The sequence below is a fragment of the Marinobacterium halophilum genome (assembly GCF_003014615.1).
In the GTDB taxonomy this organism is placed as follows: Bacteria; Pseudomonadota; Gammaproteobacteria; order Pseudomonadales; family Balneatricaceae; genus Marinobacterium; species Marinobacterium halophilum.
In genome coordinates, this window is record NZ_PYGI01000003.1 from 57,850 (window position 1) to 71,575 (window position 13,726).

The 13,726-nt window shown below is 53.2% G+C and carries 13 protein-coding genes and 1 pseudogene; 1 reads left to right on the forward strand and 13 read right to left on the reverse strand.

From position 1 onward, the window contains the following. Positions 1-95: 95 nt before the first annotated feature. The 6 genes from CLV44_RS02860 to CLV44_RS02885 all read right to left on the reverse strand — a co-directional run bounded on the left by CLV44_RS02860 (position 96) and on the right by CLV44_RS02885 (position 6,127). Complete coding sequence (locus CLV44_RS02860) at positions 96-815, reverse strand: hypothetical protein (protein WP_106590605.1); 720 nt, start codon at positions 813-815, stop codon at positions 96-98. Next, entirely contained in the window at positions 812-1,543 is a 732-nt protein-coding gene (locus tag CLV44_RS02865) for a tyrosine-protein phosphatase (RefSeq protein WP_245912584.1), read from the reverse strand. Before CLV44_RS02865 ends, CLV44_RS02860 begins: the two co-directional genes overlap by 4 nt. Positions 1,544-1,548: 5 nt before the next feature. Further along, positions 1,549-3,747, reverse strand: a complete 2,199-nt coding sequence (locus CLV44_RS02870; RefSeq protein WP_245912585.1) for a GumC family protein — start codon at positions 3,745-3,747, stop codon at positions 1,549-1,551. A 38-nt stretch (positions 3,748-3,785) separates the two neighbouring features. Continuing rightward, positions 3,786-4,328, reverse strand: a complete 543-nt coding sequence (locus tag CLV44_RS02875) for a polysaccharide biosynthesis/export family protein (protein ID WP_106590607.1) — start codon at positions 4,326-4,328, stop codon at positions 3,786-3,788. Between the two features lie 80 nt (positions 4,329-4,408). Then, entirely contained in the window at positions 4,409-5,569 is a 1,161-nt protein-coding gene (locus tag CLV44_RS02880) for an outer membrane beta-barrel protein (protein ID WP_211298067.1), read from the reverse strand. Between the two features lie 78 nt (positions 5,570-5,647). After that, positions 5,648-6,127: a hypothetical protein gene (locus CLV44_RS02885; RefSeq protein ID WP_106590608.1), complete on the reverse strand. Its 480-nt coding sequence runs from the start codon at positions 6,125-6,127 to the stop codon at positions 5,648-5,650. Between the two features lie 289 nt (positions 6,128-6,416). Here CLV44_RS02885 and CLV44_RS02890 point away from each other — a divergent pair, with 289 nt between their 5' ends. After that, positions 6,417-7,763, forward strand: coding sequence for an O-antigen ligase family protein (locus CLV44_RS02890; protein WP_106590609.1), 1,347 nt, complete (start codon positions 6,417-6,419; stop codon positions 7,761-7,763). 9 nt (positions 7,764-7,772) lie between these two features. Here the strand turns inward: CLV44_RS02890 and CLV44_RS02895 are convergent, their stop codons facing one another. The 7 genes and pseudogenes from CLV44_RS02895 to CLV44_RS17690 form a co-directional block, all read right to left on the reverse strand. Next, positions 7,773-8,648, reverse strand: coding sequence for an SPOR domain-containing protein (locus tag CLV44_RS02895; protein ID WP_106590610.1), 876 nt, complete (start codon positions 8,646-8,648; stop codon positions 7,773-7,775). A gap of 10 nt (positions 8,649-8,658) precedes the next feature. Next, positions 8,659-9,048: a VanZ family protein gene (locus tag CLV44_RS02900; RefSeq protein WP_106590611.1), complete on the reverse strand. Its 390-nt coding sequence runs from the start codon at positions 9,046-9,048 to the stop codon at positions 8,659-8,661. Positions 9,049-9,220: 172 nt separating this feature from the next. Further along, a complete protein-coding gene (locus CLV44_RS02905) occupies positions 9,221-9,448 on the reverse strand; it encodes a hypothetical protein (RefSeq protein ID WP_106590612.1) in 228 nt (75 codons plus the stop codon). Between the two features lie 197 nt (positions 9,449-9,645). Continuing rightward, positions 9,646-10,389, reverse strand: a complete 744-nt coding sequence (locus CLV44_RS02910) for a WecB/TagA/CpsF family glycosyltransferase (RefSeq protein WP_106590613.1) — start codon at positions 10,387-10,389, stop codon at positions 9,646-9,648. Between the two features lie 11 nt (positions 10,390-10,400). Then, positions 10,401-12,251: an asparagine synthase (glutamine-hydrolyzing) gene (asnB, locus tag CLV44_RS02915; RefSeq protein ID WP_106590614.1), complete on the reverse strand. Its 1,851-nt coding sequence runs from the start codon at positions 12,249-12,251 to the stop codon at positions 10,401-10,403. Then, positions 12,251-13,354 carry a hypothetical protein gene (locus CLV44_RS02920; protein ID WP_106590615.1) on the reverse strand — a complete coding sequence of 368 codons (1,104 nt, stop codon included), beginning with the start codon at positions 13,352-13,354 and terminating at the stop codon, positions 12,251-12,253. The genes asnB and CLV44_RS02920 overlap by 1 nt, the downstream gene beginning before the upstream one ends. 11 nt (positions 13,355-13,365) lie before the next feature. After that, positions 13,366-13,527, reverse strand: a pseudogene (locus tag CLV44_RS17690) (DapH/DapD/GlmU-related protein); the annotation flags it as partial. Between the last annotated feature and the right edge of the window lie 199 nt (positions 13,528-13,726).

The window sequence follows — 13,726 nt, forward strand, 5'->3', positions numbered from 1 at the left end:
CCTTGTGGGAGTTTGTCTTATAAGCGATGGGTACCTGCGATGGATATCTTGTAAGCGACGGCTTGAACACTAAACTTGTCGCTTGCAGGCGTTTTCTACGGCGCGGGCTGGCACCAGCCGCGCTGCTTCAGCAAATCGGGGTCAAGGCTGACACACAACTGAGGATACAGGCCCGCTTTCTGCGCCAGAACCTGCAAGGACTTGGCCTTGCGCGGCGCATAACGCAACAACAGAGCCAATGACTCCCATGTGGCGGCGCGTTGCTCGGCATCCAGAGATGGCCAGGCAATCATGCCGATTTCAACCAATGGCGCATGTACCCGCACCCGACCTTCACCCAATGTGCGCGCACGCACCAGCGCGGTATCGAACTCGGCATCAAATTCCAGCAAGCGCAGTTTGGCATAGGCTACTTGTACCCTGGTATAGGGCCACAGCGGACGACTTTCGACAGACTGACGATATGCCGCCAACGCTTTGCGGCGGGCCAGTTCGGCAGCACTGTCGCCGAAGGGCGCACTCTGCACCTGATACCACTCGTATACCCGCCCCTGCGTATCAGCGTAGGCCCCATTACTGCCCGGCGACCAGCTGAGGGCATGCTCGGAAGCATCAACAGCCACTTGCCACGCCTGAACAGAGGGTTCCGTCTTTTTGTCGCCCCAGTGATCCAGAAACAGCTTAGCCTGCTGGTGTGACAGGGCGGCCACAAACGTGGTGAAACCAAGATATCCCAACGGCAACGCAAGAAGCAGCAGTAAAACACTGAGCACTTTCAGCCCTGCCGGAGGCAACGCGGATGCATGCGTACTCATCTGAAATGCACCTGCGCCAACTTCCACGGATGGGTGGTCACCAGTTCTGCCGCTCGACGCTCACCCAGCAGCTGAGCCGCCGCATGAACGCTCTCACGCAATAACGGCGGCCGGTGAGTGCTGTTGTGTGCATCAGACGCCAGGACAGTGACCTTACCTTCGGTCAACAGCTCGGACGCCAACGCACGGGCCGTTTCACCAAACCCGCCCGTCACCGACGCCGCCGTTACCTGCAGCAGGCAACCCTGTTGAAGAAACGGCTTCAGCTTGGCTGGCGACTTCATGATGCCCTTGTTACGTTCAGGATGGGCAATCATTGGCAGAATGCCGCGCTGAATCATCCACTGGGTCAGCTTCTCGGCACCAAAGGGTACCTCGCTGTGCGGAAACTCCAGCAACAACACCTTTTGGCCTTCCCACTCACCCAGGAACGGGATAACGCCTCGCGCAATCCCTTCCATCAGCTCAAGACCAAAACGCACTTCGGCTGCCGATGAAACCTGCAACGCAACACCTGCCTCAACCAGCGCGGCTCGAAATACTGCCAACGCCGGATCAATGGTGGCTGGCGTATTGTCGTAGCGCCCGTGATGGATGTGCGGTGTACACACGAGATGCGAAATCCCGTCCGCCACCGCCATACGTGCCAGCTCGACCGAAGTCGCCACATCTTCGGCACCATCATCAATGCCGGGCAGCAAATGGTTGTGCAGGTCAATCATGCCCATTGGACTTACGCCTTCCTGGTTTCGCTGTAGCCATAGTAGTCATAATAACCACCGTAGCTATAGCCCTGCTTCTTGGCCTTTTTGATATCCACCTGGTTAAGCACCACACCGGTCACCGGTGCATTGTTCTGCAACAACTGGCCGACACCACGTTTGGCCAACGGGATCGCGGTCGATTCGGACTTGATCACATAGATCAGGGCATTGGCGTGCGTCGACAATACCAGTGCATCACTCACCGCCTGGGTCGGCGGCGAATCGATAATGATACGGTCGTAGCGGTCTTCCAACACCCGCAACACCTTGGCAAAACGCTGGGATGAGAGCAGTTCCAGCGGGTTCGGCGGCACTGTACCGGCCGGTATCACGCTTAGATTTTCATCCAGCTCCTTGATGCAATCCTCCAAACGGGCTGTACCTGCTACCAGGTTGGCCAGCCCCGGTGTACCCACCGGAAAATCGAAGCTCTTGGCCACAGTCGGACGACGCATATCTGCATCGATCAACAACACCTTCTCCATTTGCCCCATGGCAAAAGCCAGGTTCGCGGCCACGGAACTCTTACCCTCACCCGGTATGGATGATGTCACCACCAACACCTTGTGCGGGTTATCCAGTCCGGACAACACCACGCCCGTGCGGATGGTACGAATCGATTCGGTGAACGACTTGTCTTCGTCCCGGGTGAACATGGTGGCAATGTCGCGCCGTTCTTTGCCCTTGAGCATGGGCAAGATGCCCAGTACCGGCAGGTTCAGCTTGGTCTCGACATCTTCCGTGCTCTTGAAGGTATTGTTGAGGAACTCCAGCAACAGCACCATGCCGATGCCTGCCATCAGCGCCAACAGACCTGCAATGGCCACTACCAGTGACTTCTTCGGCTTAACCGGTTCATCAGGCACGACCGCCGGGTCCACGATGCGGGCGTTGACAGATTCAAAGTCAGACGTGGCAGAGGTTTCCTTCAAGCGGGTCATGAAGGTGTCATACAACGAGCGGTTACCATCCACTTCACGCTGCAGTTCGCGCAGCTTGAACTCCTTGCGCTTGATATCCTGAATCTGCTCCTTGTTTTCATTGAAAGAGCCTTGCAGGGAACGCTCGTTCGCCGTGGCGAGCTGATATTCACGCTCGATCGACGCTACCACCTGATCCACCTGGGAGCGCAGGTTAGTGGTTGCCGCGCTGAGCTCGGACTGGGCAGAGATCATGCTCGGGTGCTTGGGACCATAGCGACGCGACAACTCCTGCACTTTAGAACGCGCACGCCCCTCTTCTGCCTTGAGCTGCTGTACCAGCTGATTACTCAACACCGCCGGTACCGATGCCAGTCGCTGCCAGCCACCGTTGCGCATGGATGCAACCTGACGGTACTGACTCTCGGCTTCGGCACGGTTACGACGCGCATCGATCAAGCGGTCACCGGTCTGTGACAGCTCACCACCGGCAACGGTGGTTACCCCTTCAAGGTCAACCAGATTCTCGGATTCACGGAATTCCTGCAACCGACGCTCGGACTCTTGAAGCTTGCCTTTCAGTCCGCTCAGGCGGTCATTCATCCAGGTGGTTGCCGTCTGCGTCATCGCAAGCCGGGCTTCCAACTGGCTCTCAATGTAAGCATTAGCCAACGCATTCGCTGCCTGTGCCGCCAGACGAGCATCGGCCATCTCTATCTGGACCCGGACCAGCTGAGTCTTCATTATCGGCGATATAGAGGTGCGCTCCATGAACGCCTTGACCACAGCATCGAAGATCAGCGCCTCTGTCATCACTTCAGACTCAACCAGATCATCCGGTGTTGTCATCGGCAGCCAGCGGCTCACATCCATCGAATCAAACAACCCTTTCAGGTCAATCAAAGGCTCTGGCTGCTGACGCGGATCAAACTCCGGATGCGTGGTCAAATTCAACTGACGGACCACACGTTCGGCCAGGCCTCGGGACTTGAGCAACTCGAACTGCGTCTGCAGGTACTCGTTGCTATTGCCCTCCAGGCCATACACTTCTTCAATTGAAACCACCTTGGCCGCTTGTTGCTCGATCAGCAGCGTCGATGATGCCCGATAAATAGGTGTCATACTGAGCACAACCAAAGCGGCCAGCATCATCACTACCAGCATCAGCGTCAATATGCTCCATTTACGACGCCAGATAGTCCGCCATAGCTGCAGCAGGTCAATTTCATCATCCAACTGCTGTGCCATCGCACCCCGATCCGGGCGAGTGTGACTATTTTCCATAATCAGAAGAAACTCTGGTCAATTGTAATAATATCGCCCGGCATTACCGGCGTATCCATCGTCGCCTTGAACGTGCGCTTGTTGGCACCCTCTTCACGAATGATCGAGATTTTGCTTTCCGACGCCCGCTCACTCAAACCGCCAGCTAACGCAACAGCCTTACGCAGCGTCAACCCCGGTTTGAACGGATACCCACCCGGAGCCTTAACCTCACCATTTACGAAGAAGTCGCGATATTCAAGAATACTGACCGATACCTTCGGGTCAATCAGGTAGTCGCCCTTCAAACCACGAATAATAATGCTTTCAATTTCGATGGCAGTGCGACCGTTTGCCCGCACCTCACCCAAAAACGGGTACGAAAAAATACCGGCATCGTTGAGGCGGATTTGCTCAAACGTGAGATCTTCTTCACCAAATACATTGATACTGATGACATCACCCGATCCCAGTGTGTACTGGCTATTACCGGCAGACCAGGCAGTCAGAGAAGAAAACAGGAGAGCGATCAACAGCAGAGTGCGCGAGAAGATAGACTGAAACATCCTTTTCGGAGCCTCCTTACAGCGTTACAGCAAAAGGGGGAGTTACACTCCCCCTTGCATCAGACCGGTGATCGTAGAAATCACAGGCCCATGGTCAGTTTCACCTGATAGATATTGCGATCCAGCGTTTCACTCGCGAGAGTGGAATCGATATCCTTGTACTTGTAGCCAACGCCGACACTCACCCAACGGCGCAGCTCGTAGTTGACGCCCACGGCAAACTCGTTGGTTTCGTCTTCACGGCCATTCTCGTACTCTTCATCAATGAAGGCATAGCTGGCATCAGTGGAGACATAAGAGCTCCAATCGTGGTTCCAACCAAGACTGGTACGCGTCGTATCGATGTAATCTTCAGCACCCTGAGAGCCTTCATCGGTACCGCGACGGGTATCCAGAGTGAAGCTTGAGTAGCTGCGCGGCTCCCAAGTAACACCCACTTCCCACATGGTATTATCCACATCTTTACGGGTAGCACTGTCGAAGTCTTTCTCTTCGTAACCAATCTTGGCTGTACCACTGGTTTTAGCAGTCGCATCCCAGGTTACACCGACCAAGTAGGCCATCGCATCGCTGTTAAGCGTGGAAGTTGCCATTTTGTAGTCGTAATCCGTGTAACGTACTTCAACCAGCGCGCGAGTTTTCGCGCCGATGCGGTAGAAAGCCGTACCCGTCAGACTTGCGGTATCACGCTCCAGATCCTTGTTGATATTGCCTTCATTGTCGTAACGCTTCCATTCGTGGTTAGCGCCCAGCTCGAAGTTCATGGTCGCAGACTTGGCACCAAAGCCGTATACACCACCAATGTTGTAGGTGTGGTACTTATCGTTGATGCCCGTAGTTTCAGTACCGGCTACATCCTCAACCTTATCGAAGCCAGCATTCAGGTCCAGGCGGTTGCGCGCGTTGAACTCCATGTGCGCATCTGCATCCAGATAATGATCCGTGTTGTTATCTTCATGGCTGGAGTGGAAAATATCGCTATTGAAGTTATAGGTCAGCTTGTAGATATTCAAGCGATCCTGAGCCGCCAACACAAAGGTCGGGCTAATAGTCGTTACCCATGAAGACTCTTCATTCGCGCTTTCACGGAAGTTGTCATCATAGGCTTCAGACAATTCCAGCGTCGGCGTAAGGGACATGCTGCCCAACTGCATGGAAGCCGCTTCAATTGCCAGAGCGCTGGTGCTACTTGCCAGCATCACAGCGGCAGTCAGTGAATTCAATACAAATGTCTTACGCATTTGAGGGCCTTTATATCCAGAAAAACAAAAAAGCCCGCAGATACCTTCACCTGCGGACGCCATACAATACGTAACGGGTTAGCTCGGGCTCGCGCTGCTGCCAGAGCTGCTGCCACCAGTCGGCTGAGTGCTGGTATTAACTGTCGTAGTACCGCCATCACCATTAACAGTGGATGATTCTGTCGCGGCCTGTACTGCACCCTCGATGCTGGCTGCCTGTTCCGGAGCCGCTGCAGAAGCTGCCGCCGAGATGCTGGAGGCTAAAGCAGGTGCCGCCTGAGCCGCTGCCTGAGCGATAGCCGCTGCCTGAGCCGGAACCGCGCTAACCGCTGCATTCACAACCGCTTGAATAGCAGCAACATCACCATTCAAAGAAGCCACGACTGCTGCAATTGCAGATGCCACTTCAGACTCGGTTGCGTCGGCGATTGCGTCTGCCTGCTCCTGAGTCAATTGAACACCAGTGCCCTGGATTGCAGCCAGTGCCGCCTCATCTGCCATTGCATGGCCCGAGGCCAGCGCGATTGCCAGTGAAAGAGCTGTCAGTGTCTTACGCATGTTAACGTCCTCGTTAATGTATGTATCGAAGCTCGTATGGTTGGCCCCGGATTTATTCCATCATCTAAAGCGTGCACGCTACATAAGACCTGATGCCTGCTATTCACGCCTGTTTAAGCTCGCAATTCTAGGGTTTTAACATATGTTTTACTAGGCCAATGCTGACTAAAGCTGACAAATCATTGACATATAGTTCGGTGCTATCGTAAGGGACTGGCCAGCGTAATCGCAACTCATTACTATGAGCGCCTTTGTCGCTTCCACAACCAGTCTCACAAGGACGACGCTCATGAGCCAGACCCGCTCGCGCCTGGAATCCAGCCTGATTGCCGCCACTCTAACCCTGTTAGTTTGGCTGCCACTGCCACTGGGCAGCAACCGAGACTGGTCCGCCGCATTATTCTGCCTGCTGACAGCACTTTTGTGTGCCGGCTGGTCATGGCTACAACTGAGCAAAGGCGCATCGGCCAACCGAGCACTACGCCCGGCACTCCCCTTGTTCGGCCTGTTATTGGCGGTACAGGCCTGGGCACTGCTGCAGTGGCTCACCGGCATCAGTACCGATAGCGGCCGCACGCTGCATTACTTTATGCTTGGCCTGGGGTACAGCCTGCTGTTCCTGTTGATCATTGGCCTGTTCCACACCCGTCGACGGCTGACGCTCCTGGTCAGCGTACTCATCATCAGTGCCACCTTGCAGGCCTTCTATGGCACATTGATGACATTATCCGGTATTGAATGGCTATTCTTCGTTCCCAAAGACAGCTACTTCGGCGTCGCGACCGGCACCTATGTCAACCGCAACCATCTTGCCGGCTATCTGGTGATGACGCTTGGACTGGGCATCGGCTTGCTGCTGGCCCTGCGCGAGGGCCCATCATCATTCAAATGGAGTCATTTGCTGGAACTGCTGATGGGACCGAAGGCACGATTGCGGCTCGGCCTGGTGATCATGGTCATTGCACTGGTGATGACCCGCTCACGCATGGGCAACACCGCTTTTTTCGCATCGCTGATGATCATCGGCAGCCTGTTCGTGCTGCTCAACAAGGAACACCGCCTGCGTAACAGTCTCATTTTGGCGAGCCTGGTCGTTATCGATGTGTTGGTGATCAGCCAGTTCTTCGGGCTCGACAAGCTCAAGGATCGACTGATCAACACCCGCGTGGAAAATGTTGTGGACGGTGAACAGGTGATTGCACGCAAGAACGAACTGCGCCTGGATGTGTTCGACTATGCATGGGAACAGTTCAACGAGCGGCCGCTGACCGGTTTTGGTGCCGGTAGTTTTGAAACCAGCTTCCAGCAGTATCCGGGGCCAGAAATCCCGTTGCATTATGATCACACCCACAACGACTATCTGCAATTTGCCATCGAGTACGGCCTGATCGGCTTTATCCCGCTGGCCGCCTTTGTACTGCTGTCACTTTACCACGCACTCAGAGCACTTTGGCGGCGCGAGTCCTGGTACCGCAGTGGCATGGGCTTCGGTGCCGCCATGGGCATTCTGGGGATACTGATCCACTCGTCCACCGACTTCAACCTGCAAATTCCGGCCAACGCGGCCACTTTCGTAACCCTGTGTGCCATTGCAGTGCTGGCCGGGCACCACCGCAAAACACGTAGCCGGGACTAGCTCCGGCGCTTAGCGGCGTGCGGCGGGGAAACACCCCTGCCCGGCCGCCGCCAATGCCTCACACAACGCTTGCACATGTTCACGTTCAGCAAAGGCACCCGCATGCAGGCGATAAACCGCCTGGCCATCAAGACTGGCATCCTGCACATGAATTTCATGCGCCCCCAAAAGCGCCGCATGGCGCTGCGCCAGCGTAGCTGCCAGTCTGCGAGCCCCGTCTTCATTGGACAAAGAGGCTAACTGCGCCGTATAGGCATATTGATCATGTGCCACCACGGGTGCCGCAACGGGGGCAGGTTCAGGCTCCGCAACAGGCAGCGAAACAGGCTCAACCATCGGTGCCGCTTGTAGCTGCACTATCCGTGACGACAGTCCGGCCTGTACCTGTGCGGGCAACGACGTCTGCAACTGCACCAGGGCACGTTTGGCTCGATCATCACCGTTACGCTCAGCCAGCGTCATCCACGCCAATGCATCCTGCTCACGCGGCTCGGGCAGCTTCAAATACAGCACCGCCAACTGATACTGCGCCTTGGCCTCACCCTGCAGCGCCGCCTTTTCCCACCAGTAGGCCACCCGTTCCAGATTGGGTTTGTCGGGGCCAAAGTAATACAGAGTACCCAGATTCAACTGAGCACCGGCATGCCCCTTATTGGCCGCCTGCTCATAGTACAGGCGTGCCTGCTGTAGATCCGGCTCCATACCGATACCACGGCGAAAGTACTGGCCAAGGTTGAACATCGCATTTACATCACCGCTGCGGGCCTGCTCTTGCCAATGCGCTACCTGTTCAACCAATTGGGCACTCAGCTTACGCGGTGCATCCGCATCTGCCGCAACGGCAGGCATGGCAGCAAGTGCCAACAACAGCGTTACCGTGAACATGGGTATGCTTTTAACCGTCAATGACTTTTCCTCCGAAAACCTTTACACGCAGAGGGCGATCAACCCAGAACCATAACAGCCAGGCCAACAACACACCGGCCACATTAGCCACGGCATCTGCCGAGCTGAAAACGCGCGCCGGCTGCAACAGCTGCTGAAGATATTCCAACAAGGGGCCACTGCACAAGAGCAGCCCCCACAGCCATGCCGACGTACAACGCAAAAACGCCAACCGCGCACAGCAGGCAAACACCAGAAATGCGCACAGATGCATCCACTTGTCGGAGTGGCCAAACAGGTCCGGCGGTGGCTGGGGGCGAAACAAACCATAAGACAAGCCCGCCAGACAGGTCAGGAATACCAACAGGCGCACGGGCCAGCTCAACAGAAGGTGCAGCACATAACTCCTACCAACATAAAATCAATCGCTTGCAAGCAAGCCCTTACACGAAAACACGGCAACCCCACGAGTAAAAAATACGCCAAACCTGTGGGAACCTGCCTGCAGGCGAAGCACCAAACCTGTAGGAGCCTGCCTGCAGGCGATATAACAAGCCTATCAGCGATTGACGCTAGCGCCCCACAAACTCCAGCTGTAACTGCGCCTTGAATCCCTTTGGCGTCTGCAACGGAATTTGCCAGCCTTCATCACTCGGCTGCACCAAGCGTCCACGCGACTCGCCCCAGTATTGGTCAGCCAATACGTAGCGCAGCTGCCAGCCATCACCTTTGCGCGTGGCGCGGATAACTAGTTTATCGCGGAACAGGTGTTCATCGGGAATACGTGCCGACTGAACCACTGCCCATCAATGGAAAAATCGGTACTCAGTACCGCCAGATCCAGTACAAACACCAACGTTTTGCCCGACTCCATCCGCCGCGTATCCAGAAATACGGAAAACAGACAGGGATAACGCGGGGCCTTATGCCCTGAACGCTCGGGATGAAACAGCTCGTCATAGAGTACTGGATACAGCTTGATGACAGAGCAGCCCTGTCATTTTTGCAACAACTGCCGGAATTTAGCCTTCGCCAACATCCAGGCAAATTTGCTATTGGTAACCAGGTACCGCTTCCACATGCGGCGTGGCTCCTGAATAACTCGGTAGAACCACTCAAGCCCCCATTTTTGCATCCACAAGGGTGCGCGCTTGACCTTACCCGCCACTACATCAAATGTGCCCCCCACCCCCATCACAAACGTCACACCCAACTGCTCACGCCAGCGATTGATGAAGTTCTCTTTTTTCGGGGACGTAATGGCAACAAACAGCAACTGAGCACCAGATTCACGCACCTTGTTCACCATAGCTTCTTCGTCGTCCCAAAAATAGCCATGGTGATAGCCCGCCAGTTTAAGGCCCGGATACAGCTGCTGTACCCGACGGGCCGTTTCACCCACTACCTCATCCTGGGCACCCAGCAGAAATACCGAATATCCTTTTCGGGCACTCATCGCCAACAGTTCATGGAACAGATCCACCCCGGCGACACGTTCGGGCACATCATGGCCCAACATGCGCGCGCCCAACACAACCCCCATGCCATCAATATTAATGATGTCGCATTCGCGTACTGAAGCATCCAGTTGCGGGTCTGACTGCATGTTTACAATTTTGGCGACATTGACCACTACATGCTGGGTAAAGCGCCCATCCGCTACAGCTGTATCGATCAGATCGACGGTCTCGCCCATGCTAGCTACATCCATGGGGCAGTTAAGCAGTTCAATTCGGTTCATTTGTCGGTCCGTCACCCAAAACTGTGTTCCTGATGCCACAATGCAAGCATCATCAAAGCAAAAACTTGTCGACTGCGGTCTGGCTTACAGGCCAGATGCTGTTGCCAAATCTGCTCTACACCTTCTCGTCGCAGTAACCCATCTAGACCATCCAACAGCAGCGGCTCCAACCAGCTCTTCCATTCATTACGGGACCAAGCTCCAAATGGGACTTGGAACCCTTTCTTGGGGCGATGAACAATCTCACGGGGCAGATAGCGTTCAGCCATGGCTTTATGCGCAATTTTGCCTTTGCGCCAGCGCAAACGATAGTCAATAGGTAATGATTCAACAAACTGCACCAGCTCGATATCCAACATTGGCACACGAGTTTCCAATGATGACGCCATGGATATCTTATCCGCATATAACAGCAGGTCATCGGCCAAATTCATACGAGTGTCGGCCCGCATCATTCGCTCAGCACTGCTCAAATGAGCAACTGGGGACAACCACTGCAACCAATGCGCCAACTGTCCAGATGCACCGCCATCACTGCTAAAGCCTGTTAAGCTTTCCCTTTCTCCCGCTGTAAAAAGGCAGGCAGCTTCGATGATCTGGTTGACTGGCTTAGCCTGAGATAATGACCTTAGCCCCCTTTCAAATGCATCCGGCTTGCCTTTCCATAATGAAGCCAATTTCGCTGCGCCTCCCCAGAGAGCGGGGGATCCTGCAATATTACGCAAAAGTTCAACCTGGTAGCGATAATATCCACCCCAAGGTTCATCGGTGCCTTGCCCCGTTAGAACTACGGTCACATCTTCAGCTGCACGCTTGACCAATTCCCACATAGGCATCACCGATGTTGTACCCAAGGGTTCTTCAATACTACGTGCAATGGATGGAAGTGCGGATCTAAGTTGTTCCGGTGAAATCAGCACTGAGTGGAATGGCAAGCCGAGGGTATTCGCTGTGTGAGCGGCATCAGAAATCTCACACTCTTGGTGGCCGCTGCCAAAACCAACGGTGTAGCACGGTGCCAACACACCTGAATCTTTCACCATGGCGGCGACCAATGCTGAATCGATACCACCCGAAAGTAAAACCCCCACTGGCACATCTGACAGCAATTGCCGCGAAACAGCTTGTGCAAGCTTGTCCTGGTAGCATTCAATAGCTTCATCAAGACTACCAGTGAAACGTTTTTCAGTTGCCTGCACAAAGCAGGTTTGGTTACTGGCTCCTGTAGCCAGATCAAAACTCAGAAAGTGTCCCGGTGCCAGCCGTTGCACACCCTGCCATAGCGTAGACGGTGATGGTGTGTAACGCAGTGTAAGGAATTGCTGCAACGCCGCTTGATCAACACCTGGAACGGGAAGGCCAGAAGATTTCAAGGCAGAGTTAATTGCCCGGACTTCTGAGGAAAAGACCAAACGATTGCCATTATTCATAAAATACAACGGCTTTATACCGAAAGGATCACGCGCCAAATACAATTTCCCTGACACCGTATCCAATGCGGCAAAGGCGAACATGCCGTTCAATCTCGCTAAAACGGACTCAAGTCCTTGGGCTGCTATCAACTCAACGAGCGTTTCAGTGTCCGAATGCCCACGAAATGGCCCTGCTAGCTCCTTACGTAATTCAAGGTGATTATAAATTTCACCATTGAACGTTACCCACCAACGCCCGTCTTGGCTTTTCATGGGTTGGTGGCCGGCAAGTGAAAGATCAAGAATAGACAAACGCGTATGAGCTAGCCACACATCACGTTCATAGCATTTTATAACTTCAAGGCCATGCCCATCAGGTCCACGATGCTGTAAAACAGATAAAACAGCTTCGCTGATGCTGATATCAACAGCACCCAATACACCACACATTAAAGCATTCCTATGGCAAGTTGAAGACGATGTTTGTGATAGTGGTAGGGGGCAATACCCCAACGAAGGAAATCTTTACCCCAGCGTCGGCCAAGAATATCTATCCTGCAGTACCAATGACTATTCTTAGAGAACTTGCTTTCGACGCGCTGAGCAAACTCTGTTGCTTCAGCATAAAGTGAAAAATCAACCAGCAACCCCAAGTATTCTGCTTGATCATACAAGTCCCAACGAAATGGATCACGATGAGAACGATGACTGAAGCGTTTACAAAGACCCCGTTTGGGGTCATACAAATCACTTCTGATATATGCCCAACCCTTGTCAATTGCGGGCTGTATTACTAAGCTTAGATCAGGGAGTAGTTTTTTGATTTTTATCAGGTTTTTTATAATAAAGCAGGAATGAAAACAATCAATAAAGTTTCCGTCTTCATTGTCTGCATAATAGTACCAGCTTCCATTTGATTGCTGCTTCGACAACACCCAATTAACCAAGCGCCGAACTCGATCCTGTGCAATTTTATTGTTATCTTCCTCACCATATACTGCATGCAGCGTATAAGCCAATGCAGCATAGCTATTCGCATTTATTACCCTTCTGGGCTCTAGAACAGGCGCGTAAGAAAGTGCCAATTCTGATTCAGTCGAGTGCATGACCTCCAAAACTTCAAGGAAAGACCATGTTTGCTGGAATAACTTCTTTGCTTGAGGTTTTAATTCAGACCGATCCGCAATTGAAACCAGTGCTTCCATTACATAAGGTGTATTAGTAATGTACGGTGTCTTAGCTGAATACACTCCATTTTTTGAAAACCAGGAAAATGGTAAGCCCCATGCACTTTCGCGTACTCTTGCTTCGGTGAACTCATGAAGTGCGCCACTGGGTGATAGGTCATTGAACTGGTAACGCATAGCCTCAACATGAGGGAATGTATTCGGTTTTACCCTCAGTATTTGACGCAAAAGATTAGGTGCCAGCAACTCCATAACGCCTATCATCGGCACCAAAAAAGCTTTTGCTTTTTGTCCACTAGTCCATTTACTTTTTAATTTCCCTAAAACGGGAATGGACCAAATATCGTAAGGATCATATGACTTCATTAAGTGCCCTTTCGATAACGTATGATCTTAGCTGGAACACCTACAGCAATACTCCAATCGGGTAGATCCTTGGTTACAACAGACCCCGCACCAACTATTACACCTGTGCCAATGGTAATACCAGGCATCACAATGACATTTTGGCCGAGCCAAACATCATCACAAATTACTGTAAGCTGACGAGGGGATGATCCTTGCTGCGCCATAGGTATGTCTGTGCTAGTAAAACCATGCTGCCGATCAAGCAATACGACACCGGGTGCAATCATAACGTCATTACCAATACGCGCAGATTTTATAGTCGTATTCTGATTTATCTGACAGCGAGTCCCTATAAAAAGGTCCGGCCGAAATCCAACATCGATACCAGGC

Excerpts from the sequence above, each read along its gene's own strand:
- CLV44_RS02860 (WP_106590605.1), bottom strand. The coding sequence starts at position 815 with ATGAGTACGCATGCATCCGCGTTGCCTCCGGCAGGGCTGAAAGTGCTC.
- CLV44_RS02865 (WP_245912584.1), bottom strand. The coding sequence starts at position 1,543 with ATGGGCATGATTGACCTGCACAACCATTTGCTGCCCGGCATTGATGAT.
- CLV44_RS02870 (WP_245912585.1), bottom strand. The coding sequence starts at position 3,747 with ATGGCACAGCAGTTGGATGATGAAATTGACCTGCTGCAGCTATGGCGG.
- CLV44_RS02875 (WP_106590607.1), bottom strand. The coding sequence starts at position 4,328 with ATGTTTCAGTCTATCTTCTCGCGCACTCTGCTGTTGATCGCTCTCCTG.
- CLV44_RS02880 (WP_211298067.1), bottom strand. The coding sequence starts at position 5,569 with ATGCGTAAGACATTTGTATTGAATTCACTGACTGCCGCTGTGATGCTG.
- CLV44_RS02885 (WP_106590608.1), bottom strand. The coding sequence starts at position 6,127 with ATGCGTAAGACACTGACAGCTCTTTCACTGGCAATCGCGCTGGCCTCG.
- CLV44_RS02890 (WP_106590609.1), top strand. The coding sequence starts at position 6,417 with ATGAGCCAGACCCGCTCGCGCCTGGAATCCAGCCTGATTGCCGCCACT.
- CLV44_RS02895 (WP_106590610.1), bottom strand. The coding sequence starts at position 8,648 with ATGTTCACGGTAACGCTGTTGTTGGCACTTGCTGCCATGCCTGCCGTT.
- CLV44_RS02910 (WP_106590613.1), bottom strand. The coding sequence starts at position 10,389 with ATGAACCGAATTGAACTGCTTAACTGCCCCATGGATGTAGCTAGCATG.
- asnB (WP_106590614.1), bottom strand. The coding sequence starts at position 12,251 with ATGTGTGGTGTATTGGGTGCTGTTGATATCAGCATCAGCGAAGCTGTT.
- CLV44_RS02920 (WP_106590615.1), bottom strand. The coding sequence starts at position 13,354 with ATGAAGTCATATGATCCTTACGATATTTGGTCCATTCCCGTTTTAGGG.